The sequence below is a fragment of the Streptomyces sp. NPDC002537 genome (assembly GCF_053594975.1).
In genome coordinates, this window is the sequence record NZ_JBSFWT010000031.1 from 35,340 (window position 1) to 59,603 (window position 24,264).

General features: G+C 72.3%; 23 protein-coding genes. 14 read left to right on the plus strand and 9 right to left on the minus strand.

Features of this window, described 5'->3' with window-relative positions:
- Positions 1-16 precede the first annotated feature (16 nt).
- The 5 genes from ACWD4A_RS16465 to mshD form a co-directional block, all read right to left on the minus strand.
- Positions 17-2,305, minus strand: a complete 2,289-nt coding sequence (locus tag ACWD4A_RS16465; RefSeq protein WP_451194368.1) for an RNA degradosome polyphosphate kinase — start codon at positions 2,303-2,305, stop codon at positions 17-19.
- A 250-nt stretch (positions 2,306-2,555) separates the two neighbouring features.
- Positions 2,556-3,554, minus strand: coding sequence for a hypothetical protein (locus ACWD4A_RS16470; RefSeq protein WP_451194370.1), 999 nt, complete (start codon positions 3,552-3,554; stop codon positions 2,556-2,558).
- Positions 3,551-4,486: an ABC transporter ATP-binding protein gene (locus ACWD4A_RS16475; RefSeq protein ID WP_451194371.1), complete on the minus strand. Its 936-nt coding sequence runs from the start codon at positions 4,484-4,486 to the stop codon at positions 3,551-3,553. Before ACWD4A_RS16475 ends, ACWD4A_RS16470 begins: the two co-directional genes overlap by 4 nt.
- Positions 4,483-4,872: a GntR family transcriptional regulator gene (locus tag ACWD4A_RS16480; protein ID WP_451194373.1), complete on the minus strand. Its 390-nt coding sequence runs from the start codon at positions 4,870-4,872 to the stop codon at positions 4,483-4,485. Before ACWD4A_RS16480 ends, ACWD4A_RS16475 begins: the two co-directional genes overlap by 4 nt.
- A gap of 108 nt (positions 4,873-4,980) precedes the next feature.
- Positions 4,981-5,904, minus strand: a complete 924-nt coding sequence (mshD, locus tag ACWD4A_RS16485) for a mycothiol synthase (protein WP_451194375.1) — start codon at positions 5,902-5,904, stop codon at positions 4,981-4,983.
- A gap of 151 nt (positions 5,905-6,055) precedes the next feature.
- On the opposite strand from mshD, the gene ACWD4A_RS16490 reads away from it, so the two are divergent.
- Positions 6,056-7,849: a bifunctional metallophosphatase/5'-nucleotidase gene (locus ACWD4A_RS16490; RefSeq protein ID WP_451194377.1), complete on the plus strand. Its 1,794-nt coding sequence runs from the start codon at positions 6,056-6,058 to the stop codon at positions 7,847-7,849.
- A 48-nt stretch (positions 7,850-7,897) separates the two neighbouring features.
- Here the strand turns inward: ACWD4A_RS16490 and ACWD4A_RS16495 are convergent, their stop codons facing one another.
- On the minus strand, positions 7,898-8,140 hold the full coding sequence (locus ACWD4A_RS16495) for a dsRBD fold-containing protein (protein WP_451194379.1): 243 nt from the start codon (positions 8,138-8,140) through the stop codon (positions 7,898-7,900).
- 191 nt (positions 8,141-8,331) lie between these two features.
- Here ACWD4A_RS16495 and ACWD4A_RS16500 point away from each other — a divergent pair, with 191 nt between their 5' ends.
- The 10 genes from ACWD4A_RS16500 (at position 8,332) to ACWD4A_RS16545 (ending at position 18,744) form a co-directional block, all read left to right on the plus strand.
- Complete coding sequence (locus ACWD4A_RS16500; protein WP_451194381.1) at positions 8,332-9,462, plus strand: S1C family serine protease; 1,131 nt, start codon at positions 8,332-8,334, stop codon at positions 9,460-9,462.
- An 85-nt stretch (positions 9,463-9,547) separates the two neighbouring features.
- On the plus strand, positions 9,548-10,285 hold the full coding sequence (locus ACWD4A_RS16505; RefSeq protein ID WP_451194383.1) for a response regulator transcription factor: 738 nt from the start codon (positions 9,548-9,550) through the stop codon (positions 10,283-10,285).
- Positions 10,282-11,661 carry a sensor histidine kinase gene (locus ACWD4A_RS16510; RefSeq protein ID WP_451194384.1) on the plus strand — a complete coding sequence of 460 codons (1,380 nt, stop codon included), beginning with the start codon at positions 10,282-10,284 and terminating at the stop codon, positions 11,659-11,661. Before ACWD4A_RS16505 ends, ACWD4A_RS16510 begins: the two co-directional genes overlap by 4 nt.
- Positions 11,662-11,968: 307 nt before the next feature.
- On the plus strand, positions 11,969-12,769 hold the full coding sequence (locus tag ACWD4A_RS16515; RefSeq protein ID WP_451194386.1) for a class II aldolase/adducin family protein: 801 nt from the start codon (positions 11,969-11,971) through the stop codon (positions 12,767-12,769).
- Positions 12,770-12,799: 30 nt separating this feature from the next.
- Positions 12,800-13,798: an ABC transporter permease gene (locus ACWD4A_RS16520; RefSeq protein WP_451194388.1), complete on the plus strand. Its 999-nt coding sequence runs from the start codon at positions 12,800-12,802 to the stop codon at positions 13,796-13,798.
- A 51-nt stretch (positions 13,799-13,849) separates the two neighbouring features.
- Positions 13,850-15,376, plus strand: coding sequence for an FAD/NAD(P)-binding protein (locus ACWD4A_RS16525; protein ID WP_451194389.1), 1,527 nt, complete (start codon positions 13,850-13,852; stop codon positions 15,374-15,376).
- Positions 15,377-15,423: 47 nt separating this feature from the next.
- Entirely contained in the window at positions 15,424-15,861 is a 438-nt protein-coding gene (locus tag ACWD4A_RS16530; protein ID WP_451194391.1) for a tyrosinase family oxidase copper chaperone, read from the plus strand.
- 14 nt (positions 15,862-15,875) lie between these two features.
- On the plus strand, positions 15,876-16,742 hold the full coding sequence (locus tag ACWD4A_RS16535; RefSeq protein WP_451194393.1) for a tyrosinase family protein: 867 nt from the start codon (positions 15,876-15,878) through the stop codon (positions 16,740-16,742).
- 62 nt (positions 16,743-16,804) lie between these two features.
- On the plus strand, positions 16,805-17,263 hold the full coding sequence (locus ACWD4A_RS16540) for a MoaF-related domain-containing protein (protein WP_451194395.1): 459 nt from the start codon (positions 16,805-16,807) through the stop codon (positions 17,261-17,263).
- A 62-nt stretch (positions 17,264-17,325) separates the two neighbouring features.
- Positions 17,326-18,744: an amino acid permease gene (locus ACWD4A_RS16545; RefSeq protein WP_451194397.1), complete on the plus strand. Its 1,419-nt coding sequence runs from the start codon at positions 17,326-17,328 to the stop codon at positions 18,742-18,744.
- 139 nt (positions 18,745-18,883) lie between these two features.
- Here ACWD4A_RS16545 and ACWD4A_RS16550 read toward each other — a convergent pair whose 3' ends face one another.
- Entirely contained in the window at positions 18,884-19,744 is an 861-nt protein-coding gene (locus ACWD4A_RS16550; protein ID WP_451194398.1) for a LuxR C-terminal-related transcriptional regulator, read from the minus strand.
- A 294-nt stretch (positions 19,745-20,038) separates the two neighbouring features.
- Between ACWD4A_RS16550 and ACWD4A_RS16555 the strand changes: the two genes are divergently transcribed.
- On the plus strand, positions 20,039-20,401 hold the full coding sequence (locus ACWD4A_RS16555; RefSeq protein WP_451194400.1) for a nuclear transport factor 2 family protein: 363 nt from the start codon (positions 20,039-20,041) through the stop codon (positions 20,399-20,401).
- A 242-nt stretch (positions 20,402-20,643) separates the two neighbouring features.
- Positions 20,644-21,123 (plus strand): GNAT family N-acetyltransferase, encoded by a 480-nt coding sequence (locus tag ACWD4A_RS16560; protein ID WP_451194401.1) that lies wholly within the window; start codon positions 20,644-20,646, stop codon positions 21,121-21,123.
- A 15-nt stretch (positions 21,124-21,138) separates the two neighbouring features.
- Here ACWD4A_RS16560 and ACWD4A_RS16565 read toward each other — a convergent pair whose 3' ends face one another.
- Entirely contained in the window at positions 21,139-22,038 is a 900-nt protein-coding gene (locus ACWD4A_RS16565; RefSeq protein WP_451194403.1) for an SAM-dependent methyltransferase, read from the minus strand.
- A gap of 218 nt (positions 22,039-22,256) precedes the next feature.
- Between ACWD4A_RS16565 and ACWD4A_RS16570 the strand changes: the two genes are divergently transcribed.
- Entirely contained in the window at positions 22,257-23,738 is a 1,482-nt protein-coding gene (locus tag ACWD4A_RS16570) for a carboxylesterase/lipase family protein (protein ID WP_451194405.1), read from the plus strand.
- A gap of 4 nt (positions 23,739-23,742) precedes the next feature.
- On the opposite strand, the gene ACWD4A_RS16575 is transcribed toward ACWD4A_RS16570, so the two are convergent.
- A complete protein-coding gene (locus tag ACWD4A_RS16575; protein WP_451194407.1) occupies positions 23,743-24,231 on the minus strand; it encodes an ATP-binding protein in 489 nt (162 codons plus the stop codon).
- Between the last annotated feature and the right edge of the window lie 33 nt (positions 24,232-24,264).

Genomic DNA, 24,264 nt, shown 5'->3' on the forward strand with positions numbered 1-24,264 from the left:
GACCGCGATCGGCGGGTCATGGGGTCGCTGAGCCACGCCGGCGCCTCCGGGCGTCTATGAGCATCTCCTGTACGTTGCGCAGCGGCTGCCCGTCGGCGTCCGTCGCGTGCCGCCGCCAGTCGCCGTCCGGGCCGAGGTGCCAGGAGGCGGTGGAGTCGGACATCCCGCTCTCCAGCAGCCTGCCGAGCGAGGCCCGGTGCGCGGGGTCGGTGACCCGCACCAGCGCCTCGATGCGCCGGTCGAGGTTGCGGTGCATCATGTCGGCGCTGCCGAGCCATACTTCGGGCTCGCCGCCGTTCCCGAACGCGAAGATCCGGGAGTGTTCGAGGAACCGTCCCAGGACGCTGCGCACCCGGATGTTCTCCGAGAGCCCGGCCACCCCGGGGCGCAGCGCGCAGATGCCGCGCACCCAGATGTCCACCGGCACCCCGGCCCGCGCCGCCCGGTAGAGGGCGTCGACGACGGCCTCGTCGACCATCGAGTTGACCTTGATACTGATGTAGGCGGGCCGCCCGGCGCGGTGGTGCGCGACCTCCTTGGCGATGCGGGCGACGAGCCCGTCGCGCAGCGACCGGGGGGCGACCAGCAGCCGCCGGTAGGTCTCGCGGCGGGAGTAGCCGGACAGCCGGTTGAAGAGGTCGGAGAGGTCGGCGCCGACCTGGGGGTCGGCGGTGAGCAGCCCGAGATCCTCGTAGAGGCGCGCGGTCTTGGGGTGGTAGTTGCCGGTGCCCACATGGGAGTAGCGGCGCAGGACGTCGCCCTCCTGCCGGACCACGAGCGACAGCTTGCAGTGCGTCTTCAGGCCCACGAGCCCGTAGACGACGTGGCAGCCCGCCTCCTCCAGCTTCCGCGCCCACTTGATGTTGGCCTGCTCGTCGAAGCGGGCCTTGATCTCGACGAGGACGAGGACCTGTTTGCCGGATTCCGCGGCGTCTATCAGGGCGTCGACGATCGGCGAGTCACCGGAGGTGCGGTAGAGCGTCTGCTTGATCGCGAGGACGTCCGGGTCGGCCGCGGCCTGTTCCAGGAACGCCTGCACGGAGGTGGAGAAGGAGTCGTACGGGTGGTGCAGCAGCACGTCCCGCTCGCGCAGGGCGGCGAAGATGTCGGGCGCGGAGGCGGACTCGACCTCGGCGAGGTCCCGGTGGGTGCCCGCGACGAACTTGGGGTACTTGAGCTCGGGCCGGTCGAGGGCCGCTATGCGGAAGAGGGCGGTGAGGTCGAGGGGGCCGGGCAGCGGGTAGACCTCGGCGTCGCCGATCTTCAGCTCGCGGACGAGCAGGTCGAGCACGTACGGGTCGATGGTCTCCTCGACCTCCAGCCGCACGGGCGGGCCGAAGCGGCGCCGCATGAGCTCCTTCTCCAGCGCCTGGAGCAGGTTCTCCGCGTCGTCCTCCTCGACCTCCAGGTCCTCGTTGCGGGTCACCCGGAACATGTGGTGCGCGAGCACCTCCATGCCGGGGAACAGCTCCTCCAGGTGGGCCGCGATCACGTCCTCCAGCGGCACGTACCGCTGCGGGGAGGCCTCCAGGAAGCGGGACAGCAGCGGCGGGACCTTCACGCGTGCGAAGTGGTCATGGCCGCTCACGGGGTTGCGCACCACGACGGCGAGGTTGAGGGAGAGCCCCGAGATGTACGGGAAGGGGTGCGCGGGGTCGACGGCCAGCGGTGTCAGCACGGGGAAGATCTGCTGGCGGAAGAGGGTGAAGAGGCGGCCCTGCTCCTTCTCGGTCAGCTCGGGCCAGCGGATCAGGTGGATGCCGCGCTCGGCGAGCTCGGGTGCGACGTCCTGCTGGTAGCAGGCGGCGTGCCGGGCCATGAGCTCGCGGGAGCGGGTCCAGATCTGCTCCAGCACCTCGCGGGGCTGGAGCCCCGCGGCGGAGCGGGTGGCGACGCCGGTGGCGATGCGCCGCTTGAGCCCGGCGACGCGCACCATGAAGAACTCGTCCAGGTTGCTCGCGAAGATCGCGAGGAAGTTCGCCCGCTCCAGCAGGGGCGTCGCCGGGTCCTCGGCGAGCTCCAGGACCCGCTCGTTGAACGCCAGCCAGCTGCGCTCCCGGTCCAGGAACCGCCCCTGCGGCAGCGGCTCCTCGCCGTACGCCCCCTCCTGGCCGTCCTCGTCGTCGTACGCGGGGTCCCCGTAGGTCCCGAGGTCCGAGGCGTCCAGGTCGGGCTCCAGGCCGGGCGACGCCGGTGCGGCGACCGCGTAGGGCCGGTGCGCGGCGATGGAACCGACCGAGGGCTGCGGATTCCCGAAGCGGTGGTCGTGCGAGGGGCCGTGTGCCTGAGCGCTCGACGAGGTCATGTCTTCATTGTTCCGCGCAGCGGGCGGCGTGGTCGCGTCGGAGACGCACGCCTCGGCGGCGCGTAGCCTTCGTTCGGGTGCGTGGGGCACGGCGGGCTGCATTCGGCAAGACTCGCAACCGCGGTTGAATCACAGGTGAAGCCCACATGACGCGCAGGAAAGCGGAACCCCACTCCAAGGGGGTGCCTGACCTGCGGAGAGGGGTTACCGCGCGTCCAGGGGACCCAGGGGACCAGCGTACGCCGGAGGCTCAGCCCCGGGTGCGCCGCAGCCATCCGACGGCGACGGCGGCGACGGCCAGGGCGCAGCCGAGCACGATGCCGCTCTCCGCCCACTGGAGGGGCCACAGGTGCGAGACCGGGTGGCCTTCGACGTAGGGGGCGAGGCCGCGGGCCGCCAGGCACCGCTCGTAGCCGGTGTCGGCGATCCGGCAGGCCGTGCTCGCCAGGTGGACGCCGTGGCTGTCGACGAAGCCCGAGCGGACGGGCCAGGTGTCGGTGCCGAAGAGCGAGGTGCGGCTCGTGAACAGCGTCTCCGTGGCCGTCAGGCGGGGCCGCAGCGCGCGCAGGCCCCACCAGGCGGCGACGTACGCGGCGGCGGTGGTGAACATCGCCGGTACGGTCCGCCCGACCAGCAGGCCGACGAGCGCGCCGAGGGCGATGCCGAGCAGGCCGTACGCGACGGGCACGGGCCCGACCCGCTCGAATTCCAGGAACCAGAACTGTTCGGGCAGCCACTTCTCCACCGGCCGCCAGGCCCAGGTGCGGGCGGCGGACAGCAGGGAGAGCCCGGCGAGGCCGGCCGCCGTGACCACGGTGAGCTTCGCCGCGAACCAGCGGCCCGGCGAGCCGGACTGCGTCCACGCGAGCCGGTGCGTGCCGCTCTCCAGCTCCCGCGCGATCATCGGCCCGGCCGTGAAGGCGCCGAGGAGGACGGGCAGCCACTGGAGCAGCAGGCCGGTCCAGTACAGCGCCCGGACCGGGCCGGAGGCGCGGAACCGGCCCAGGGCCGGGTCGTCGGCGAGGCACTCCGGGTCCGGGCAGCCGCCGAAGTGGGCGTCGACGTGGCCGAGCAGCGCGGAGCGCAGCCACACCAGCCCGGCGAGGCAGGTGACGAGCAGGGCGAGGGCGGTCCAGGCCGTGGTGCGGTGTCGGCGCCAGACGACCCAGGCGAATCCGCGGAGGCGCGGGACCGCGGCGGTGCGGGAGGAGCGCGGGGAACGGGAGGAAGCAGCCGTCGGCGCGCTCACGCGGCGGCCTTCCGGGAGCGGGGTTCGGCGCTGGGGGTGAGGAGGGCGGGGGCGCCGGGGGCGCGGAGGTGGGCGAGGAGGAGTTCCTCCAGGGTCGGTTCGGTGGTCCGCCACTGCCCGCGGACGGGGCCGTCGGGCCGGATGAGCGCGGTGAGCTGACGGCCCGTCCTGCGGGCCTCCACGACGGTGTGGGAGGCGAATTCGCGGGGTGTGCCGGGCAGTTCGTGCTTGCCGACGAGGAGGGCGTGGGCGGCGAGGAGGTCCTCGACCTCGCCCGCGAGGCGCAGCCTGCCGTCGGCCATCAGCAGCAGGTAGTCGCAGACGCCGTCGAGTTCGGCGAGGACGTGCGAGGCCAGGACGACGGTGGTGGCGTGCTCGGCGGCCTCGGTCATGAGGGCGGCCGTCATCTCGTGGCGCGCGAGCGGGTCGAGGTCGGACATCGGCTCGTCCAGCAGCAGGAGTTCGGGCCGCTTGCCGAGGGCGAGGGCGAGCGCGACGCGGGTGCGCTGGCCGCCGGAGAGGTCGCCGACGCGGGCCGCGGGCGACAGCCCGCCGCCGTCCACGAGCCGTTCGGCGGTGGCCTGGTCCCAGCTCGCGGGGTTGAGCTCGCGGCCCATGCGCAGGGTGTCGGCGACGGTGAACCGGGGGTAGAGCGGCTTGTCCTGGGAGAGGTACGCGACGCGGGGCCGTACGTCCGGGTCGCCGGGGCGGCCGCCGAGGACGGTGAGCGAGCCCTCGGCGGGGCGGCGCAGCGCGGCGGCGAGGGACAGCAGGGTGGACTTGCCCGCGCCGTTCGGGCCGACGAGCGCGCAGACGCGTCCCGCGGGCAGCCGGAAGGAGCAGTCGCGCAGCGCCCAGCCGCGCCGGTGCCGTACGCCCAGGCCGACCGCCTCCAGAGCGGTGTGCCCGCTCCTGAAGGTCAGTTCGGTCATCCGGTCCCCTCGAAGCTCTCCTCCAGTACGGAGGCGGCCAGCGCGGCCACGTCCTCCCGGGCGAGCCCGGCCGCGCGGGCGCGGTCCATCCAGTCGGCCAGTTCGGCCCGGAGGGGCGAGTCGGCGCCGGCCTGCGGCCGCGCCAGTGAGCGCCGTACGAAGGTGCCGAGGCCGGGGCGGGCCTCGACCAGGCCGTCGCGGGTGAGTTCGCGGTAGGCCTTGAGAACGGTGTTGGGGTTGATGGCCGTGGCCGCGACGACCTCTTTGGCCGTGGGCAGCTTGTCGCCGGGCGCGAGCAGCCCGAGCCGCAGGGCCTGTTCCACCTGGTGGACGATCTGCAGATAGGTGGCGACCCCACTGCGCCGGTCGATACGGAACTCGACCACGCGCTCCCCTTTCACTACTTGACTAGTGAAAGGGTGGGGTATGGGTCACTCGCTGTCAAACGCCGGGCCGCCCGCGGCCCTCCGCGCGGGCGGGCGGCGGGCGGTGGCTCAGCTCTCGGTGCGGTACATCAGGTCCGTCTCGTGCACCTCGAACCCCAGCCCCTCGTAGACGGCGACGGCGGCCGGGTTGTCCGCGTCGACGTAGAGCATCGCGGTGGGCAGCCCCAGCCCCTCCAGGTGCCGCAGCCCGATCGTGGTGAGGGCCTTCCCGAGGCCGCCGCCCTGCGCACCCGGCTTGACGCCCAGGACGTACACCTCCCCCAGGCCCTCCGCGGCGTGGACCTTCGTCCAGTGGAACCCGATGATCCCGCCGTCCCGCTCCGCGAGGAAGAAGCCCTCCGGGTCGAACCAGGGGGCGGCCTTGCGGTCGTCCAGGTCCCGCTGCGTCAGCGACCCCTGCTCGGGGTGGTGGGCGAAGGCGGCGGCGTTCACGGCCAGCCACTCCGCGTCGTCGGCACCGGGCCGGAACGTCCGTACGGTCACCCCGGCGGGCAGCACCGGCTCGGCGAGCGAGAGGCCGCTCAGCGGCCGCCGCATCTGCCGCAGTTCGCGGAAGAGGCTCATCCCGAGCACCTGCGCGAGGTGCCGCGCGGCCGGGTGTCCGCCGTGCGCCCAGATCCGCAGCCGCTTGCCGGACTCCGCCAGCAGCGCGCTGCCCAGCGCCCGGCCGTGCCCCCGGCCGCGCCGGTCCGGGTGCACGACGAGCTCGCCCGCCGGGGCCTCCACCGGGTCGCTGTCCTCGAGTTGTCCGTAACCGACGAGCTCGCCCCGGCCGTCGCGCAGCAGCACGTGCCGCACACCCGGGCGCCGCCCGGTGAGCTGGAGCCGGCCCTGTTCCGAGACGGCGGGCTGGCCGTCCTCGGCGGCGGCCTCCTCGATCAGCCGCGACACGTCCCGCGCCTGCTCGGGTGTCAGCTCCTCCACTACCTCGGTCGACCGCTGCCCGCTGGTGTTGTTCGCGACGTCGCTCATGGGTCGAGCCTACGTTCCCGGTGCGGCCGGACGACCGGGCGCCACCCGATCGTCACCTCAACGCTCCTGTTGCACTACGCGCGTTGACCGTAAGCTTCCGCCGACCCGCGCCACCTGCGTACGCGCACCATAGATGCATAAAGGGGAACAAATGCCAGCGACGCCGCCACGGAAGCGTCTCTCCAGACGGCTGACCACGACGGTCGCCGTCCTCGCCGCCGCCTCCGGTGTCCTCGCCACGGCGGGCCCGGCGAGCGCCCGTCACAGCCGTACGGTCGATGTGCAGATGCTGTCGTTCAACGACTTCCACGGCAACCTGGAGCCCCCGCAGGGGTCTTCCGGCACGGTGACCGAGATACAGCCGGACGGTTCGAAGAAGGCCGTCCCGGCGGGCGGGGTCGAGTACCTCGCGAGCTCGCTGCGCTCGGCCCGCAAGGGCCACCCCTACTCGGTGACCGCGGGCGCCGGCGACATGGTGGGGGCCAGCCCGCTGATGTCCGGGATGTTCCACGACGAGCCGTCCATCGAGGCGATGAACAAGCTCGGTCTCGACGTCACCTCCGTCGGCAACCACGAGTTCGACAAGGGCCGCGCCGAGCTCGTCCGCAAGCAGAAGGGCGGCTGTCACCCGACGGACGGCTGCTACGAGAAGGGCAAGAAGTTCAAGGGCGCGGACTTCCCGTACCTCGCCGCGAACGTCACCGACGAGAAGACCGGCAAGCCCATCCTCAAGCCGTACACCGTGTGGAAGCGCGGCGGCGTGAAGATCGGCTTCATCGGCGTCACCCTGAGGGGCACGCCGGACGTCGTCACCGCCGAGGGCGTCAAGGGCCTCAAGTTCGGCGACGAGGTCGAGACGATCGACAAGTACGCCAAGGAGCTCGACCGCCAGGGCGTGAAGGCGATCGTGGCGCTCATCCACGAGGGCGGGCTGCCCGCCTCCGGCGCGTACAACTACGACTGCGACAGCCCGGGTCCGGGCGCGGGCATCTCCGGCGCCATCGTGGACATCGCCAAGAAGGTCACCCCCAAGGTGGACGCCCTGGTCACGGGCCACACGCACGCCGCGTACACCTGCAACATCCCGGACCCGTCGGGCGCGCCGCGCACGGTCACCTCGGCGGCCTCCTTCGGGCGGCTGTACACCGAGACGACGCTGACGTACGACCGGCGGACGAACGACATCGTGCGCACCGCCGCGAAGCACCCCCGCGCGGCCAACCACGTCGTGAACCGCGACCAGCCGAAGGCGCCCGACATGACGGCGCTCGTCGACCGCTGGCGGAAGCTGGCCGCGCCGGTGGCCAACAAGCCCGTGGGCTACATCACCGCCGACATCAACGGGCGCGGCTCGGAGACGTACGAGAAGCCGCTCGGCGACGTCATCGCGGACGCCCAGCTGGAGGCCACCGCCCCGGCCGACAAGGGCGGCGCCCAGATCGCCCTCATGAACCCCGGCGGCATCCGCTCCGACCTCGCCTACAAGGCGTCGGGCTCGGAGGGGGACGGCGTGGTGACGTACGGCGAGGCGTTCACCGTGCAGCCCTTCGCCAACCTGATGGCCACGGTCGACCTCACCGGCGCCCAGCTGATCGCCCTGCTCCAGCAGCAGGTCAGCGGCCCCAACGAGGCGGAGCCGAAGATCCTCCAGGTCAGCAAGGGCCTCACGTACACGCTCGACCTGACGAAGAAGGGCGCGGCCCGGATCGACCTCGCCACGCTGAAGCTGAACGGCGCCGCGATCGACCCGGCCAAGACCTACCGCGTCGCCGCGAACGAGTTCCTCGCGGGCGGCGGCGACGGCTTCCCGGCGTTCAAGAACGGCGGGAACAAGCACCTCGGCGCGACGGACGTGGACGCCCTCATCGGCTACCTCACGGCGCACTCGTCCAAGGCCGGCCCCCTGGCCCCGCCGAAGGCGGACCGCATCACGGTGGTGAAGTAGCGCGGAGAACCCCCGGGCGGGCCGGCGCACCGGCCCGCCCGGGGGGCCTCACAGCTGGTGGACCTCGGCCCCGGCCTTCGCCAGCAGCTGGTTCCCGATGTCCAGGACGGCCCGCCCGCCGGCGAGCTCCTCGCCGATCCGCTTCTCGTCGGGGTCCCGGGCGTCCCGCGTCGCCTGTCCCCGCCCCCGCAGCTCCGTCCCGTCCCTCAGCCGGAGCAGCGCCGCCGCCCGCGTATGCGTCTCGTCCTCGGCGAACTCGACTTCCACGTGCCAGCCCGCAACCTGCTGCATGATCACCCTCTCCACGCCGGACCCCGAGATCTGGCACAAATTAGCCCGAACCGCAGCGGCTCAAACCCCCTGCCGCCGAACAGCCGAACCGCCGCCCGCCCCCGGGTCCTTACACCGGGCATACCCGCTTCTGTCGGGCTTCTCAGGGGTCACTCAGACGGTTTTCATATAGCCGGAGCAGAGTCGTCCCCATGACGGACTACGACCGCCGCTTCGGCTTCCAGGACCCCGACCACCCGCAGCAGACCCCCGCGTACCCGGCGCAGCCGCCGTACGCCCCTCAGCAGCCGGTCACCACGGCGAGCGGCGTCACCGTCTGGCCCGGCGGCGGCGACGTCCAGGAAGGCGGCGCGGGCGGCCCCGGCGGCCCCGGTGGTTACGCCGGGTTCGGCGCCGCGGCCCCGGGCCCCGGCGGCTCCGCCCCGGGCGCCCACGCCGCCCCCCGCCGCGCCCGCCGCCCGGTGGCACTGCTCGCCGCCTGCGCGATCGTCGCGGCCGTCGTCGGCGGCGGCTCCGCCGCCCTGGTCGGCGAGCTCACCGGCCGCTCCGGCGGCAGCGGCCACTCCACCCCGGTGCAGAACGCGTCCTCCCGCAGCACCGGCGTCTCCGCCGTCGCGAAGGCCGTCGGCCCGAGCATCGTGGAGATCAAGGCGAACACCACCTCCGGCGAGTCCACCGGCTCCGGCGTGGTCATCACCCCCGACGGCGAGATCATCACCAACAACCACGTGGTCTCGGGCGCCGACACCGTGAAGGTCTCCTTCAGCGACGGCAGCTCCAAAACGGCCAAGGTCGTCGGCACCGACCCCGACAAGGACCTCGCGCTCATCAAGGTGAACGGCGCGAGCGGCCTCAAGGCCGCGGCCCTCGGCGACTCCGGCAAGATCCGGGTCGGCGACGACGTGGTCGCCATCGGCTCCCCCGAGGGCCTCACCGGCACCGTGACCAGCGGCATCGTCTCCGCCCTCAACCGCGACGTGACGGTCTCCAAGGAACAGGGACAGCAGGACCGGCAGCAGCGGCAGGGCCGCGGCCTCCCGCAGTGGCCGTTCGAGTTCGGCGGCAACCAGTACAACGGCGACACCGGCTCGTCCAAGACCACCTACAAGGCCATCCAGACGGACGCCTCCCTCAACCCCGGCAACTCCGGCGGCGCCCTCATCAACATGAACGGCGAGATCATCGGCATCAACTCCGCGATGTACGCCTCCGGTTCCTCGGGCGGCTCCGGCGACTCGGCGGGCAGCGTCGGCCTCGGCTTCGCCATTCCGATCAACACCGTCAAGGCCGACCTCGCGAAGCTCCGGGCGGGCGGCAACTGATCCGGTACGCACGGACGCCCGGCGGCGTGCGACGCTGAGAGACCACCGAGCCCACCGCCGCCGACGTGAACCGTGAGGTGACCCGATGAGCCCCGCCGAGCACGGCGACCAGCCCGCCCGCATCCTGATCGTGGACGACGAACCCGCCGTCCGCGAGGCACTCCGCCGCAGCCTCGCCTTCGAGGGCTACGACACGGAGCTGGCCGTCGACGGGCTGGACGCGGTCGGGAAGGTCGACGCGTACCACCCGGAGCTGATCGTCCTCGACGTCCTCATGCCCCGCATGGACGGTCTGACCGCCGCCCGCAGGCTGCGCGCCTCCGGCGTCACCGTGCCCATCCTGATGCTCACCGCGCGCGACACCGTCGGCGACCGCGTCACCGGCCTCGACGCCGGAGCCGACGACTATCTGGTCAAGCCCTTCGAGCTGGACGAGCTGCTGGCCCGCATTCGCGCCCTGCTGCGCCGCAGTGCCTACGCGTCCGCCGGCCCCGAGGCCGCCGCGTCCCACGTGCTCGCCTTCGCCGACCTGCGGATGGACCTCACCACCCGCGAGGTCGCCCGCGGCGGCCGGTCCGTGGAGCTGACGCGCACGGAGTTCACGCTGCTGGAGCTGTTCCTCGCGCACCCCCGGCAGGTGCTCACCCGCGAGCAGATCCTCAAGTCGGTGTGGGGCTTCGAGTTCGAGCCCTCCTCCAACTCCCTCGACGTGTACGTGATGTACCTGCGGCGCAAGACGGAGGCGGGCGGCGAACCGCGGCTCGTGCACACCGTCCGCGGCGTCGGCTACGTCCTGCGGGCGGACGGCGGCGGCTCCGAATGATCAGACGCTTCCGACGACTGCCCCTGCGGTCGCGCCTCGCCCTGCTGTCGGCGGCCGCGGTCGCCGTCGCCGTCGCGGCGGTCGCGGGAGTGTCCTGGTTCGTCCTCAAGCAACAGCTCGAACAGCAGCGGGACACCACGCTGACCAATGTGCGCCCGACGGACGAGACCGTCGTCGACCTGCTGCGCTCCTGCGGCGCGGGGCTGCGGACCGGCCCCAGCCAGTACACCTTCCAGATCATCACGACGACGGGCGCGATCTGCACCACCCCGGGGAAGTCGCCCGTGGAGGTGGACTCCGAGGACCTCGCCGTCTCGCGGGAGCGGGGGCCGGTGCTGCACGACGGCCGGGCGAGGAACGGCCAGGAGATGCGGGTCGCCACCTCGGCGAGCACGGTGCCGGGCGTCTACGCGGTCTCCATCGCGCAGCCGCTCAGCGACATCGACCGTCCGCTCAACAAGCTCGCCATCGCCCTCGCCGTCACCGCCGGGATCGGCGTCCTGGGCGCCGCCACCGCGGGCCTGGGCATCGCGCGCGCGGGGCTGCGGCCGGTGGACCGGCTGACGGAGACGGTCGAGCACATCGCCCGCACGGAGGACCTCGCCGTGCGCATCCCCGTCGACGGCGAGGACGAGATCGCCCGCCTGTCCCTCTCCTTCAACTCGATGACGGCCGCCCTGGCGTCCTCCCGCGACCGCCAGCAGCAGCTCATCGCCGACGCCGGACACGAGCTGCGGACACCGCTGACGTCCCTGCGCACCAACATCGACCTGCTCGTACGGAGCGAGGAGACCGGCCGCGCGATCCCCCCGGAGGACCGCAAGGCCCTGCTCGCCAGCGTCAAGGCGCAGATGACGGAACTGGCCGCCCTGATCGGCGACCTGCAGGAGCTCTCCCGCCCCGACGCCGCGCCCGGCAGCGGCCCGGTCCAGGTGATCGCCCTCCACGAGGCGGCCGCACGGGCGGTGGAACGGGCCCGCCTGCGCGGCTCGGGCCTGGCCTTCGACGTACGGCTGGACCCCTGGTACGTGCGCGCCGAGCCGCCCGCCATGGAGCGCGCCCTGGTCAACCTCCTGGACAACGCGGTGAAGTTCAGCCCGCCGGGCGGCACCGTCGAGGTCACCCTGGCCGACGGCGAGCTGACCGTGCGCGACCACGGCCCCGGCATCCCCGCCGACGAACTCCCGCACGTCTTCGACCGTTTCTGGCGCTCGCCGTCGGCCCGCAGCCTGCCGGGCAGCGGCCTGGGCCTGTCGATCGTCGCCCGCACGGTGCGCGCGGCGGGCGGCGAGGTCGCCCTGCGCGCCGCCGCGGGCGGCGGAACGGTGGCGTCCGTACACCTGCCGGGGGCGACGACCGCCCCGCCGGCGCTCTGACCCCCTGACCCGGCGGCTGACCGAAAGCGGCCCTCGCGCGGGCAATTTGTCCGCATATGGACAGGGATAAGCCCCCTGCGCATACGCGCAACTCCGGATCGTGCAGCGGAAAAGCGCCATCCACGGCTGAAATCGGCCGCGCCGCCGGGACAAGATGCGGGAGCAGGAGCGGACGGCACCGACGCCGCGCTCCCACAGGCCCGGCAGCCCCCACGCCATTTCCGGGCCGATGTCCACGGAGTGCCCCCGAAGGCGTCTGGTCATGCCGTGGTGGGCCCATCCCCGCATTCATCAGGAGACTCGACCCGTGTCAACGGACACCCTGGCGAACCACCTCGCCGACACCCACACCGGGCTGCCGATCCCCGCCGACCGCGAGTTCGCCTCGCCCGACGAGGAGCGCCGCCACCGCAAGCAGCGACTCGCCGCCGCCATGCGGCTCTTCGGCAAGGCGGGCTACGCGGAGGGCATCTCCGGCCACATCTCCGTGCGCGACCCGGAGGACCTCGACACCTTCTGGGTCAACCCCTTCGGCCTGTCCTTCAACCAGGTGCGGGTGCGCGACCTGATCCGCGTCGACGCCACGGGCCGGGTCGTCGACGGCACGGGCAAGGTCAACCCCAGCGCCTTCACCATCCACTCCAAGATCCACGAGCGCCCCGAGGCCAACGCCATCGCGCACGGCCACACCGTGCACGCCCGCGCCCTCGGCGCCCTGGAGCGACTGCTGGAGCCCTACGACCAGGAGTCGGCGGCCTTCTACCAGGACCAGGTCCTCTACGGCGACTACGACGGCCCGGCGATCTCGGTCGAGCACGGCCAGGACATCGCCGACCGGCTCGGCGACCGCCGCGCGATGCTGCTCCGCCACCACGGCCTGATCACCGTCGGCGGCTCGCTGGAGGAGGCCGTGCACTGGTTCTTCACCTACGAGAGCTGCGCCCAGGTGCAGTTGCTCGCCCTCGCCGCGGGCAAGCCCGTGCCGATGAGTCACGAGCAGGCCCTGCTGGCCCGCGACGGCTTCGGCGACGAGCAGCTCGGCCGGTTCAGCTTCCAGATCATGTGGGACGAGATCACCGCGGAACAGCCCGACCTTCTCGACGAATAATCCGCCCACGCAAGGAAGTTGGAGGAACCGGTGAGTTCACCCGCCGCCCCGCGCGTGGAAGCGCGCAAGATTCTGATCATCGTCGCGATCGTGCAGTTCGTGATCGCCGGCTGGTTCTCGTGGACGTCGTCGCACGCCAAACCGCGCGACCTGCCCGTGCTCGTGGTGTCGTCGAGCGAGGAACTCGCCGACTCCCTGCGGAAGTCCGCGCCCGGCGCGTACGAGATCGCCACGGCCGACGACGCCGACGCGGCCGACCGCAAACTCAAGGACCGCGCCGCGTACGGGGCCTTCGTCGCCACGCCCAAGGGCCTCGAACTCCATGTGGCGTCGGCCGCCTCGCCCTCCGTGGCGCAGGCCCTGACCCAGCAGGCGCAGGAGCTGCAGGGCGGCAGGCCGGTCGCCGTCACCGACGTGGTCCCGGCCGACGCCGACGACAAGCACGGCTCCGGCATGGCCATGGGCTTCCTGCCGCTGCTGATCACCGCCGTCATCGCGGGCCTGCTGTTCGTCCTGAAGGTGCGCGACGCCCGCGCCAAGCTCCTCGGCCTGGTCGGCTTCGCCGTGCTGTCCGGTCTGCTCAGCTCGCTGATGCTGACCCACCTCAGCGGTGTGCTGCCCGGCAACTACTTCGTCAACGCGGGTGTCATCGCGCTGCTGGAGCTGGCCATGGTCGGTGTCATCAGCGGCTTCGGCTCACTGGTGGGCCCGCCCGGCATCGCGGTCGGCGCGGTGCTGATGTTCGTCGTGGGCAACCCGCTGTCCGGCATGGCGTCGGCCCCCGAGATGCTGCCCCAACCGCTGGGCACCATCGGCCAGTTCCTGCCCGCCGGAGCGGCCGCCACCCTCTTCCGCTCGGCCGGTTCCTTCCACGGCGCGGGTGCCACCGCACCGCTGCTGGTGCTGATCGTCTGGTCGCTGATCGGCCTGGGCCTGCTGTTCCTCAGCGCCCGTCGCGCCGGTGGCCCGGCGGCGGCTCCCGAGGCGGTCCCGGCCGCCGACGTCCCGGTCTCGGCCTCCGCGGGCTGACGGCCCTCCTCCCCCACCTCGTTCTCCCGTTCTCGAAAGATGACCATGACCATGAACGCAAGTGACCGCCCGCGGGTGCGCATCGGCATCGTGGGCGGCGGCGCGGCGGCGGTCTGCCTGCTGCACCGGATAGCCCGCACCCCGGGGCGCGGCCCCGGGTCGATCACCGTCTTCGAGCCCTCGGACAACCTGTGGCGGGGCCGCGCCTACCAGCGCGACGTCGACTCGGTGCTGGCCAACATCGTCCCCTCGGAGATGTCGGCCGGCTCCGACGACCCGGAGAGCTTCCTCCGCTGGCTCGGCGAGTCCGGACTCCCCTACGGCGTCGGCGACTACGCCGCCGACGGCCACTTCCCGCCCCGCCACGTCTTCGGCAGCTACCTGGAGCGGACCGCCGAGTGGGCCCGCACCGAACTCGACGCCGACGGCTGGCCGGTGACCGTCGTCCGCGACGCCGTCGTCGGGGCCCGGCAGCGCGCCGACGACGTCGTGCTGACCACGGCCGACGGCCGCACCGAGACCTTCGACTACGTGATCTGCTCGGTCGGCGCGGGCCGCCCGGCCGACCACTACGGGCTCGCCGGCGCCCCCGGGTTCCACGGCGACCCGTACCCGCTGACGGGGACGCTGCCCACGATCCCGGAGACCGCCGACGTCACCGTGCTCGGCACCGGCCTCGCCGCCGTCGACGTCGTGGTCTCCCTGGCCGCGCGCGGCCACCGGGGACGGATCACCATGGCGTCCCGCAACGGCGCCCTCCCGGCGGTCCGGCAGCGCCCGATCCACCCGGAGCTGCGGCACTTCACCCCCGGCTCGCTGCGCGCGCTGGCGGCCGCGGAGACCGACGGCCGGATCGGGCTGAACGAGCTGCTCGGGCTGCTGAACCGGGAGCTGGCGGAGCACGGCGCGGGCCCGTCCGGGGTGCTGACCGAGCTGTTCGCCATCGACCAGGAGGAGCCCGTCACCCGGCTGCGCCGCCAGTACGGGAACATCGACTCCACCGACCTGGGCATGCGCATCATGCAGCACGCGATCCCGGAGAGCGGCCCGGACGCCTGGACCCTGCTGCGCGCGGAGGACCAGGAGTTCATCCGCGCCAACCACTACCGGGCGATCATGAGCCTGTGCTGCCCGATGCCGCCGGCCAACGCCCGGACGCTGCTCCGGCTGCACGACGAGGGCCTGCTGCGGGTGACGGGCGGGCTGTGGAACGTCAAGCCGCTCGCCACGGACGGCTTCCACGTGTCCGTCAATGACGACAGCTACGAGACCGACGTGGTGGTCAACGCGGTCAGCGCGCCCTCCCACCGGGTGCCGGTCGAGGCCCACCCGTTCGTCGAGTCTCTCGTCGAGGGCGAGGCGGCGGAGTACCACCCCTCCGGCGGTCTGCTCATCGAGCCGTCCACCAGCCGGATCGCCGGTCACGGCCGGGTGCACCGGCGCATGCACGCGATCGGCGACCTGGGCGCCGGAACCCTGTTCTTCACCTCCGGCATGCCCTCGGTGGCCGAGCGCGCCGACGACATCGTCCGCGCGATCGCCGAGGACATCGAGGCCGAGTACACCTGCCCGGCCTGAACCACCGCAGCACCGAGATCACCATCAATCACGGGGGAAACACCAGGATGACCACGGTCACCCGCAGAAATGTGCTCATGACGGCGTTCACCGCCGCCGTCGTCACCGGTACCGGCGCGGCCCTCGCGCCCGTCGTGATGGCCGGCCAGGCCGACGCCACGGCCGCCGCGGACACGGGCCCGGACCAGGTCACGGACGCCTTCGACGAGACGTACCGAGGCCGCCGCATCCAGGGCAGGACGCTGTCCACCTGCGGTGCGCGGCCCGCCGCCTACCGCGCCGGCGCCGCCGCCGCACCCTCCGGACCCGGCATCGAGATCAGCATCGACGGGCGCCCGCTGCATGTGATGCGGCGCGCGGACGGCAGCTATCTGAGCCTGGTGAACCACTACGAGTCGTTCCCCACGCCGCTCGCCGTCGCACGCGCGGCCGTCGACCGGCTCGGCACCGCTCAGCTGTCGCTCGCCACCCTGCACCACCACTGATCCCCGGAGCACCGGTGTACACACGTAAAAACCAGAAGCACCTCACCAGCGCGGAGAAGAAGAAGTTCGTCGCCGCCCTGCTGGAGCTCAAGCGCCGCGGCCGCTACGACGAATACGTCAAGCTGCACGGCAAGTACTTCGTCTCCGACGGCGAGGCGGGCCTGCGCGTCGGCCACATGTGCCCGTCGTTCTTCCCCTGGCACCGCCGGTACCTGCTGGAGTTCGAGCGCGACCTGCAGGCCATCGACCCGGACGTGACCCTGCCCTACTGGGACTGGACCGTCGACCAGTCGCCCACCTCCCCGCTGTGGGCCGACGACTTCATGGGCGGCACCGGCCGGAAGTCCGACGGGCAGGTCATGAGCGGACCGTTCGCCTACGCGGCCGGCAACTGGACGGTCAACGTGGGGGTGACGGAGGAGAAGTTCCTGATGCGGGACCTCGGCCGCCCCGGGGACCCGGTCGTCCTGCCCACCCGGCGGGAGCTGGCCAACGCCGTCGACGACCCCGTCTACGACACCGCCCCCTGGGACTCCACCGTCACCACGGGCGGCTTCCGCAACAAGATGGAGGGCTGGACGGTCGGCGCCGACCGGGGCTGGACCAACCACAACCGCGTGCACCTGTGGGTCGGCGGCCAGATGACCGGCGGCACCTCGCCCAACGACCCGGTGTTCTGGCTCCACCACACCTTCATCGACCTGGTCTGGGCACGCTGGCAGCGCACGCACCCCGGCGCGAGCTACGAGCCGCGCAGGAAGGTGCCCGCCGGAGACCCCCAGTTCGGCCGGGTCATCAGCCTCGACGAACCCATGGAGCCGTGGGGCGCCCGCCCCGCCGACCTCCTGGACCACGAGCGCTACTACCGCTACGAGGAGTGACGCGCCGCCGTCACCCGCATCAACCAGCAGCACTTTCCCATGAGTCGAGAAGAGGAATCCCCATGCGCATCCGTCACACGGTCCCGGCCGTCGCCGCAGCAGCCCTGATCGCCCTCGGCGCGGCCGGCACCGCCCAGGCCGCCACTCCGGCCGCCCCGGCCGCCGCCTCCGCCGAGTCCGTCCGCAGCACCGCGCCCGCCTTCGCCGGTCACACCTACGTGCTGACCCTCGACAACGGCGCCGTCCTGCGCAACTCCTACTCCGCCGACGGCAAGACCCTCGACTGGACCGCCCTGGCGGGCCCCATGGCCGGCAAGAGCGGCCAGGAGAACCTCACCGTCCGCGAGGTCGGCACCGGCCTGTACTTCGTCAACTGGGTCGAGGCGTCCGGCATGACCGTCAGCCACGTCATGGACCTGCGCAACAAGACCGTGAGCATCTACTGGACGTACGGCACCGCCGACGGCGGCCGCGCCGGCGAGCTGCACACCGCGACGCTGGAGCGCGTCTCCGCCCAGTGATTCCATGGGCGGGGCCCCGCCGGGCCCCGCCCATGCCTCTCTCCCCAGGAGCGATATCCCCTATGGCCGCTCAAGCGACCAAGGCACCGGCCGCGGCCGGACACCAGCCGACCGCCCCCGAGGCGGCCGGCCCGAAGGAAGGCGGGGCGCTCGGCAACGGCCTGCGCCCCCGGCACCTGACCATGCTCGCCCTCGGCGGCGTCATCGGCGCCGGACTGTTCGTGGGCTCCGGCACCGGACTGCGCGTCGCCGGGCCCGCCATCATCGTCTCGTACGCGCTCGCCGCGGGCCTCGCCCTGCTGGTGATGCGGATGCTCGGCGAGCTCGCGGCGAACATGCCCGCCAGCGGCTCGTTCTCCGTCTACGCCGACCGCGCCCTCGGCAAGTGGGCGGGATTCACTGCCGGTTGGCTGTACTGGTGGGTGACCGCCATCGCCATCGCCATCGAGCTGATCGCCGCCGCGGGCATCCTCCACCAGTGGCTGCCCGCCGTCCCGCAGTGGGCCATCGCCCTGGTCGCCCTGACCGTCTTCACCGTCACCAACATGCTCTCCGTCGCGTCGTTCGGCGAGGCCGAGTTCTGGTTCGCGGGCATCAAGGTCGCCGCGATCATCGCGTTCCTGGCGCTCGGCGTCACCGCGCTGTGCGGCGCCCTGCCCGGGGTCGACTCGCCCGGCATGGCCAACATCACCGGCCACGGCGGCTTCGTCCCGCAGGGCTGGCACAGCATCATCGCCGGGCTGCTCGCCGTCGTCTTCGCCTTCGGCGGCATGGAGGTCATCACCATGGCGGCGGCCGAGTCCGGCGACCCCGCCCGCTCGGTCACCAAGGCCGTCAACAGCGCCATCTGGCGCATCAGCCTCTTCTACCTCGGCTCGATGGCCGTGATCGTCGCCCTGCTGCCCTGGGACTCCGCCCAGCCCGGCCGCAGCCCGTACGTCGCCGTCCTCGACCGGCTCGGCGTCCCCGGCGCGGGACGGCTCATCGAGGTCGTCGTCCTGATCGCCCTGCTGTCGGCGATGAACGCCAACCTCTACGGCGCCTCCCGCATGGCCCACTCGCTCGCCGCCCGCGGCGACGCCCCCCGGGCACTGCTGCGCACCTCGCGACGGGGCGCGCCCCGCCTCGCGGTGGCGGCCTCGGCGGCGTTCGGGTTCTGCGCCATCGCGCTCGACCGCGCGTGGCCGGAGCAGATCCTGCCGTTCCTGGCCAAGGCCATGGGCGGGGCGATGCTCTTCATGTGGCTGACCGTGGCAGTGGCCCACCTGGTGCTGCGCCGCCGTCTCGAACGCGAGTCGCCCGAGGCGCTGGTGGTGCGGATGCGCGGCTATCCGTATCTGTCCTGGGTCGCCGTCGTGGGCATCGTGGCGGTGCTGGTCCTGATGGCCGTCGACGACAAGGCCCGCGGCCAGCTCGGCTGGTCGGCGCTGCTGGTGCTGGTGCTGCTGGGCATCGCGGCGGTACGCCGGCGCAGGGCCTGAGCCCGCCCGAAGAACCCCGCCGCCCGAAGAACCAGCCCGAAGAACTCCGTCCCGGTCCCCTGTCGTCCCCCGGTCAGGGGGCCGGGGCGGGCATGACGCACACGCCCGCCCCGGCCCGTCGGCTCAGGCCGTCAGGCCGTCAGGCCGTCACCGAGAGCTCCTGCTCCGGCAGTCCGTCGTCCATCGGCAGCATTCCGGTCGTCGCGATGAGATACCCGAGCTGCGCCCGGCTGCGGCTGCCCAGGGACGCGGAGATCCTGCTCACCCGTCCGGCCACGGTGCGCCGGCTGGTGCCCAGCCGGCGGGCGATCGCCTCGTCGGTGTAACCGGCCACCAGCATCCGCATGATGGCGCGCTGTACCTCGTCCGTGACGACCGGCTCCAGGGTGCGCGAGGCCGCGGCGACCACGGGGGTGGCCCGTTCCCACGCCTCCTCGAAGACCTGCACGAGGAACGAGACGATGGCGGGATGCCTGATCTCCAGGGCCGTGGTCCGCCGGGTGTCGTCGCCCGGTACGTACGCCACCGCCCGGTCGACGATGACGAGCCGGTCGAAGACGTGGTCCAGTGTGCGGACCTCGCCGCCCTCCGCCACGATCTCCTCGATGTGCCGCAGCGTCGCCGAGTGGGTGCGCACCGCGTGCTGGTACAGGCTCCGGTGCCGGGTCCGGCGCCGTACGTGCTCCAGGTCCTCCAGGTCGTGGACGAGCCGTTCGCCTCCCGGCTGGACGGTCATCAGCTCGTCCTGGCACGAGCGGACGGCGTGCACCAGTGTGGAGTTGATGACCCGTTCCCCGTGGATCGGCATCCCCCAGCCCTGCCCCTGGTGCTCCCGCTTGGCCGCGGTGTAGATCGCCTGCACCGGGACGAAGGCGCCGGCGAGGCTCTGCGCGTTCAGCCGCTCCCGCTCCAGCGATTCCTCGATGGGGCGTACGAGCTCAGCCAGCGCCACCTCGGGTGCGACCGGCACCAGAATCTCCGGGTCGTCCGGTGGTGTCACCAGCAACCCCTTCCGCAACAAACACTGCGGAGCCCCCTCCCTCGGTGTGCATCCCTTGACCACGGCCTGCCGATAGCGCGTCAGACCCTCGCCGCATGGGGCATCGGCCCCACCGGCAGGGTGCGACCCGCTGCAGCATTCCCCCAGGTACTGCCTTGCGTGATCCTGCATGGCGCAATTATGCATCTTTAAATCAAAGACCTGGGGGTGTCTTGCGGCACATACTGACGCTTGCGCGGATCTTTAACCTTCGAAACGAAGGAACCTTTCACAATATGAGCAAGAGGAGCAGGAATGGTCAGTTCCGGTGCATTGGCGGGCCTTCTGGAGAACTGGCGCACCGCCTTCGATGAACACCGGGTGAAGGACATCGTCGACCTCTTCGCCGAGGACGCCCTGTTCCAAGGACTCTCCCCACGGCTCCTGGTGGGCCGCGCCGAGATCACCACCTATTACGAGAACGTCCCGGCGGGCATGAAGGCCACCGTGGAGCTGCTGCATTCCCGCACGGTCGACGCCGAGGCCCTGAGCGGCTTCGCGACGGTCACCTTCACGGACGCGGCGGGCGTGCGGCTGCCCGTACGGCTCTCCGTGGTCGCCCAGCACCTCGACGACGCCTGGCGCATCCGCCAGTACCACGTCTCCAAAGTCGGCTGACAGGCAAGACCGGTCGAACATCCGCGCAACCGGCCCCCAATACGCGTACTATCACCGCTATTCCCCGGCACCTCGGGCGTTTTCGCCCAGCACGCGCTCTACCGTGTGCGCGTGACACAGGAATCGGATTGCCCGGACGACCATGCGACCAACTCCCCGCCGAGCGGGGCGAGTAACGGCAAGAACGGCAGGAACGGCAAGAAAGGGCACGCGGTGGCGTGTTCCGGCGCGAAAGGCACGTCATGACCGAGTTCCGGATACGCCGGCTGGAGATGGCCGATGAACGCATCGCCGGGGCTGCCCACCGCATCGGGCGCGGCGCCTATGCCGTCGAAGCCGAACTGATCGGATTCGACGGCATCCCCGCCCTGCGGGAAACCCTGGAGGAGATGCGCGGCCGGCCGCTCATCTGGCTGGGTGCCGTGACGGACACGGAAGAACTCGCCGCCTTCGTCGCGTACCGCGGGGACACCGACCCGGTGGAGATCGACCGGGTCTGCGTGGCCCCGGAATGGTTCCGGAGGGGCCTGGCGTCACGGCTCCTCCGTCACCTCGTGAACGACCTTTTCCCGGCAACGGACTTCACCGTCACCACGGGCGCGGCGAACACCCCGGCGGTCGCCCTCTACGAGCGGCTCGGTTTCACCCGGGGCGAGGACTTCGCGCCGGTCCCCGGCCTCACCATGGCGAGCTTCGAGCTGCGCCGCGGCCCGCACGCCTGATCCGGTCGCGGCGGCCTAACCGGCCCGGCGGGCGCTCATGATGCCCCAGCGGATCCGGCGGTCGTGGGCGGCCTTCGCCCAGAGGGGCAGGTTCTCCAGCAACCCGTCGACGTACGCGGGGCTGATGATGCCGCGGAGCTCGGCGCTCCGCCGCTCGGTCTCGTCGAGCAGCCGGTCGTAGTGGGTGATGAGCTGGTCGCTCCGGTCGTCGAATTCGACGGCTTCGAGGGAGAGTTCGGCCAGCTGCCGGAGGTAGAAGGAAGCCGTCGCCAGGGCGTCCACCCCGAGGCGGGACACGGCCGGGTGGAGGCTTTCGGGGGACGCGTCCTCGGCGGCCATGATGTCGGTGAAGGCGAGGGCCCCGCCCGGCCGCAGGACCCGGGCGGCCTCGCTCAGCGCCCTCGCCCGGTCGTCACTGTGGCAGAGGGCCTCCAGCGAACACACGGCGTCGACGTGCCCGTCGGGATACGGGACGGCGTGGAAGGAGCCGGTGACGACCTCGATCCGGGCGGCCGGGCAGCGTTCGGCGTTGAGCGCGCGGTGCCGCTCGTTCTGCGCCTCGCTGAGGTTGAGCGCGATGACGCGGCAGCCGAAGCGCCGGGCGAGGTGGCGGGCCGTCCCGCCGTAGCCGGAGCCCAGGTCGAGCACGGTCGCCCCGGGCCCGAGGACGCCGTCGAAGCGGTCCGCGAGCCGCTCGACCGTCCGGCGGGAGGCGTCCGCGATCGGCTCCCGCGCGTCGGCGTAGATGCCGGTGTGGATGTCCTCGCCGCCCCACACCGCGGCGTAGAACGCGTCGACGTCGCCGGACTCGTAGTAGCGACGCGTCGCGTCCTCACCGGTGCCCTTGACGCTGTTCCCGCTGCCGTCCTCGCTGCTGTTCCCGCTGATCTTCTCGCTGCTCTTCTCGCGGTTCATACGGCTCCCTCACTCGTTGCTCTCCGGGCCCACCGAGCCCTTGCTTCACTGCCGGAACTCCAACACCAGCCGCCACGGGGACGATTCGGCCATATCGGCGGGCCGGTGGAGTTGTCCACAGGCCCGGGACCGTCGTCTTGCCGAAGGCTTCCGGCGCGTACGACTCTGGAGATCCGCATCCCGGATGCTTGCCCACCCAGGCACGGAAGGACGCCCGCATGAACGCACCAGTCGTCGCCACCACCTCAGGCCGAGTCCGCGGTGAACACCTCGACGGGATCTCCCGGTTCCGCGCGATCCCGTACGCCGCGGCGCCCGTCGGCGAACTCCGCTTCGCACCACCGGCACCGGCGCCGGGCTGGTCGGGCATACGGGACGCCACCCGGCCCGGCGCGACCGCGCCGCAGGGCCGCAGACGCCTCGTCCCCGGGCTGGACCTCACGCCCATCGTGGGCACCGGCTGGATTCCCGGGGAGGACTATCTGACCGTCAATGTGTGGTCGCCCGACCCCGGCACCGACCCCGGCACCACGGGCCTGCCGGTGATGGTGTTCGTCCACGGCGGCGGGTTCCTCGGCGGGGCGGGCTCGGCGCCGGCGTACGACGGGGCGAACTTCGCCCGCGCGGGCGTCGTCCTGGTGACGTTCAACTACCGGGTCGGGATCGAGGGCTTCCTCCCGGTCCCCGGCGGAGCCACGAACATCGGGCTGCGCGACCAGCTCGCGGCGCTGCGCTGGGTGCGCGACAACGCGGCCGCCTTCGGCGGCGATCCGGGCGACGTCACGGTCTTCGGCGAATCCGCCGGGGCGATGAGCATCTCGTGCCTGCTCGCCTCCCCGCTCGCCACGGGGCTGTTCCGCCGCGCGATCCTCCAGAGCGGGCACCCCGAGATGGTGCGGCCGGAGGCCCAGGCCGCGCTGCTCACCGCCCACTTGGCCGAGGCGCTGCGCGTCCCGGCCGACGTCGGGGGATTCCGCACCACGGCCGTCGAGGACCTGATCGCCGCCCAGGAGACGCTCCTGCTCCCGGGGAACTGCCCCGACCTCCGCGACGCCGGCGGCCACGAACCGGGCTACGGCATCACGCCGTTCCTGCCGGTCCTCGGCGACGACGTGCTGCCCCGGCACCCGGGCACCGCGATCGCGCGCGGCGCGGGCGCCGACATCGACCTCGTCGTCGGCACCTGCCGGGAGGAGATGAACCTCTATCTGGCCACGGGCCTCCCCGACGCCATGGACGAGAAGGCCGCCGTCGCCCACCTCTCCGCCTTCCACCCGGACGCGGCCGTGGTCCTCGACCGCCACGGCCTGGGCACGGACGGCCGGGCGCCGGGCGCCGTCCTGGTCGAGGCCCTCACCGACCTGGTCTTCCGTATCCCCGCCCGCCGCCTCGCCACCGCCCACGCGGGCCGCACGCACGTCTACGAGTTCGCCTGGCGCTCCTCCGCCTGCGACGGCCGCCTGGGCGCCTGCCACGGCCTGGAGCTCCCCTTCGTCTTCGACAACCTGCCCACCGCGACGGGCCCCCGGAGCCTCGCGGGCGAACACCCGCCCCAGCACATAGCCGACCGTCTCCACCGCGCCTGGACCACGTTCGCGACCTCCGGCGACCCCGGCTGGCCGCGATACGGGGAGGACCGCCTGCTGCTCCACGTGGACACGACGCCCACCGTACGGCCGGACGACACGCCGTTGCCGTAGCCGATCAGGAGGTTGCCCTGCGACGGCGGACGCCCCTGACGGGCCTCTTCGCACCGAGCTCGCACCACAGCCACTTGCCACGGACCCCCGGACCGGACCAACCTTCCCCGAAGGAGTGGCTCCCCCAGTTGTCGGCGCAGCGCCGGACGATCAACAGCCCACGGCCGTACGTCGCCTCGGTGCGCCTGGGGGCGACGGGCCGGATCGCGGGCCGGTCGAAGGGCTCGGGGATGAAGGGGTTCGTGTCCCAGACACTGATGCGTACGCATTCCTCGGGCAGTTCGCGGATCCGCAGCTCGACGGGCCCGTCGGAGTACCGGTACGCGTTGGTGACCAGCTCCGAGGTCAACAGCTCGGCATCGTCCCGGAGTTCGTCGAGCTCGTGCCCACTGAGCACGCCGCGCAAGGTGATGCGGGCGATCCACGCGGAGCGTGGATCGTTCGGCAGGTTGAGCGTGTACGACCAGGCGTTCTCCGGGGATACGGTTGCCATGACGGCTCCTTGGAGGAGGTGGTTGCGATTGCC

Excerpts from the sequence above, each read along its gene's own strand:
- ACWD4A_RS16540 (WP_451194395.1), top strand. The coding sequence starts at position 16,805 with ATGCGCATCCGTCACACGGTCCCGGCCGTCGCCGCAGCAGCCCTGATC.
- ACWD4A_RS16560 (WP_451194401.1), top strand. The coding sequence starts at position 20,644 with ATGACCGAGTTCCGGATACGCCGGCTGGAGATGGCCGATGAACGCATC.
- ACWD4A_RS16575 (WP_451194407.1), bottom strand. The coding sequence starts at position 24,231 with ATGGCAACCGTATCCCCGGAGAACGCCTGGTCGTACACGCTCAACCTG.
- ACWD4A_RS16545 (WP_451194397.1), top strand. The coding sequence starts at position 17,326 with ATGGCCGCTCAAGCGACCAAGGCACCGGCCGCGGCCGGACACCAGCCG.
- ACWD4A_RS16555 (WP_451194400.1), top strand. The coding sequence starts at position 20,039 with ATGGTCAGTTCCGGTGCATTGGCGGGCCTTCTGGAGAACTGGCGCACC.
- ACWD4A_RS16565 (WP_451194403.1), bottom strand. The coding sequence starts at position 22,038 with ATGAACCGCGAGAAGAGCAGCGAGAAGATCAGCGGGAACAGCAGCGAG.
- ACWD4A_RS16475 (WP_451194371.1), bottom strand. The coding sequence starts at position 4,486 with ATGACCGAACTGACCTTCAGGAGCGGGCACACCGCTCTGGAGGCGGTC.
- ACWD4A_RS16525 (WP_451194389.1), top strand. The coding sequence starts at position 13,850 with ATGAACGCAAGTGACCGCCCGCGGGTGCGCATCGGCATCGTGGGCGGC.
- ACWD4A_RS16530 (WP_451194391.1), top strand. The coding sequence starts at position 15,424 with ATGACCACGGTCACCCGCAGAAATGTGCTCATGACGGCGTTCACCGCC.
- ACWD4A_RS16490 (WP_451194377.1), top strand. The coding sequence starts at position 6,056 with ATGCCAGCGACGCCGCCACGGAAGCGTCTCTCCAGACGGCTGACCACG.
- ACWD4A_RS16495 (WP_451194379.1), bottom strand. The coding sequence starts at position 8,140 with ATGCAGCAGGTTGCGGGCTGGCACGTGGAAGTCGAGTTCGCCGAGGAC.
- ACWD4A_RS16570 (WP_451194405.1), top strand. The coding sequence starts at position 22,257 with ATGAACGCACCAGTCGTCGCCACCACCTCAGGCCGAGTCCGCGGTGAA.
- ACWD4A_RS16505 (WP_451194383.1), top strand. The coding sequence starts at position 9,548 with ATGAGCCCCGCCGAGCACGGCGACCAGCCCGCCCGCATCCTGATCGTG.
- mshD (WP_451194375.1), bottom strand. The coding sequence starts at position 5,904 with ATGAGCGACGTCGCGAACAACACCAGCGGGCAGCGGTCGACCGAGGTA.
- ACWD4A_RS16510 (WP_451194384.1), top strand. The coding sequence starts at position 10,282 with ATGATCAGACGCTTCCGACGACTGCCCCTGCGGTCGCGCCTCGCCCTG.
- ACWD4A_RS16465 (WP_451194368.1), bottom strand. The coding sequence starts at position 2,305 with ATGACCTCGTCGAGCGCTCAGGCACACGGCCCCTCGCACGACCACCGC.
- ACWD4A_RS16500 (WP_451194381.1), top strand. The coding sequence starts at position 8,332 with ATGACGGACTACGACCGCCGCTTCGGCTTCCAGGACCCCGACCACCCG.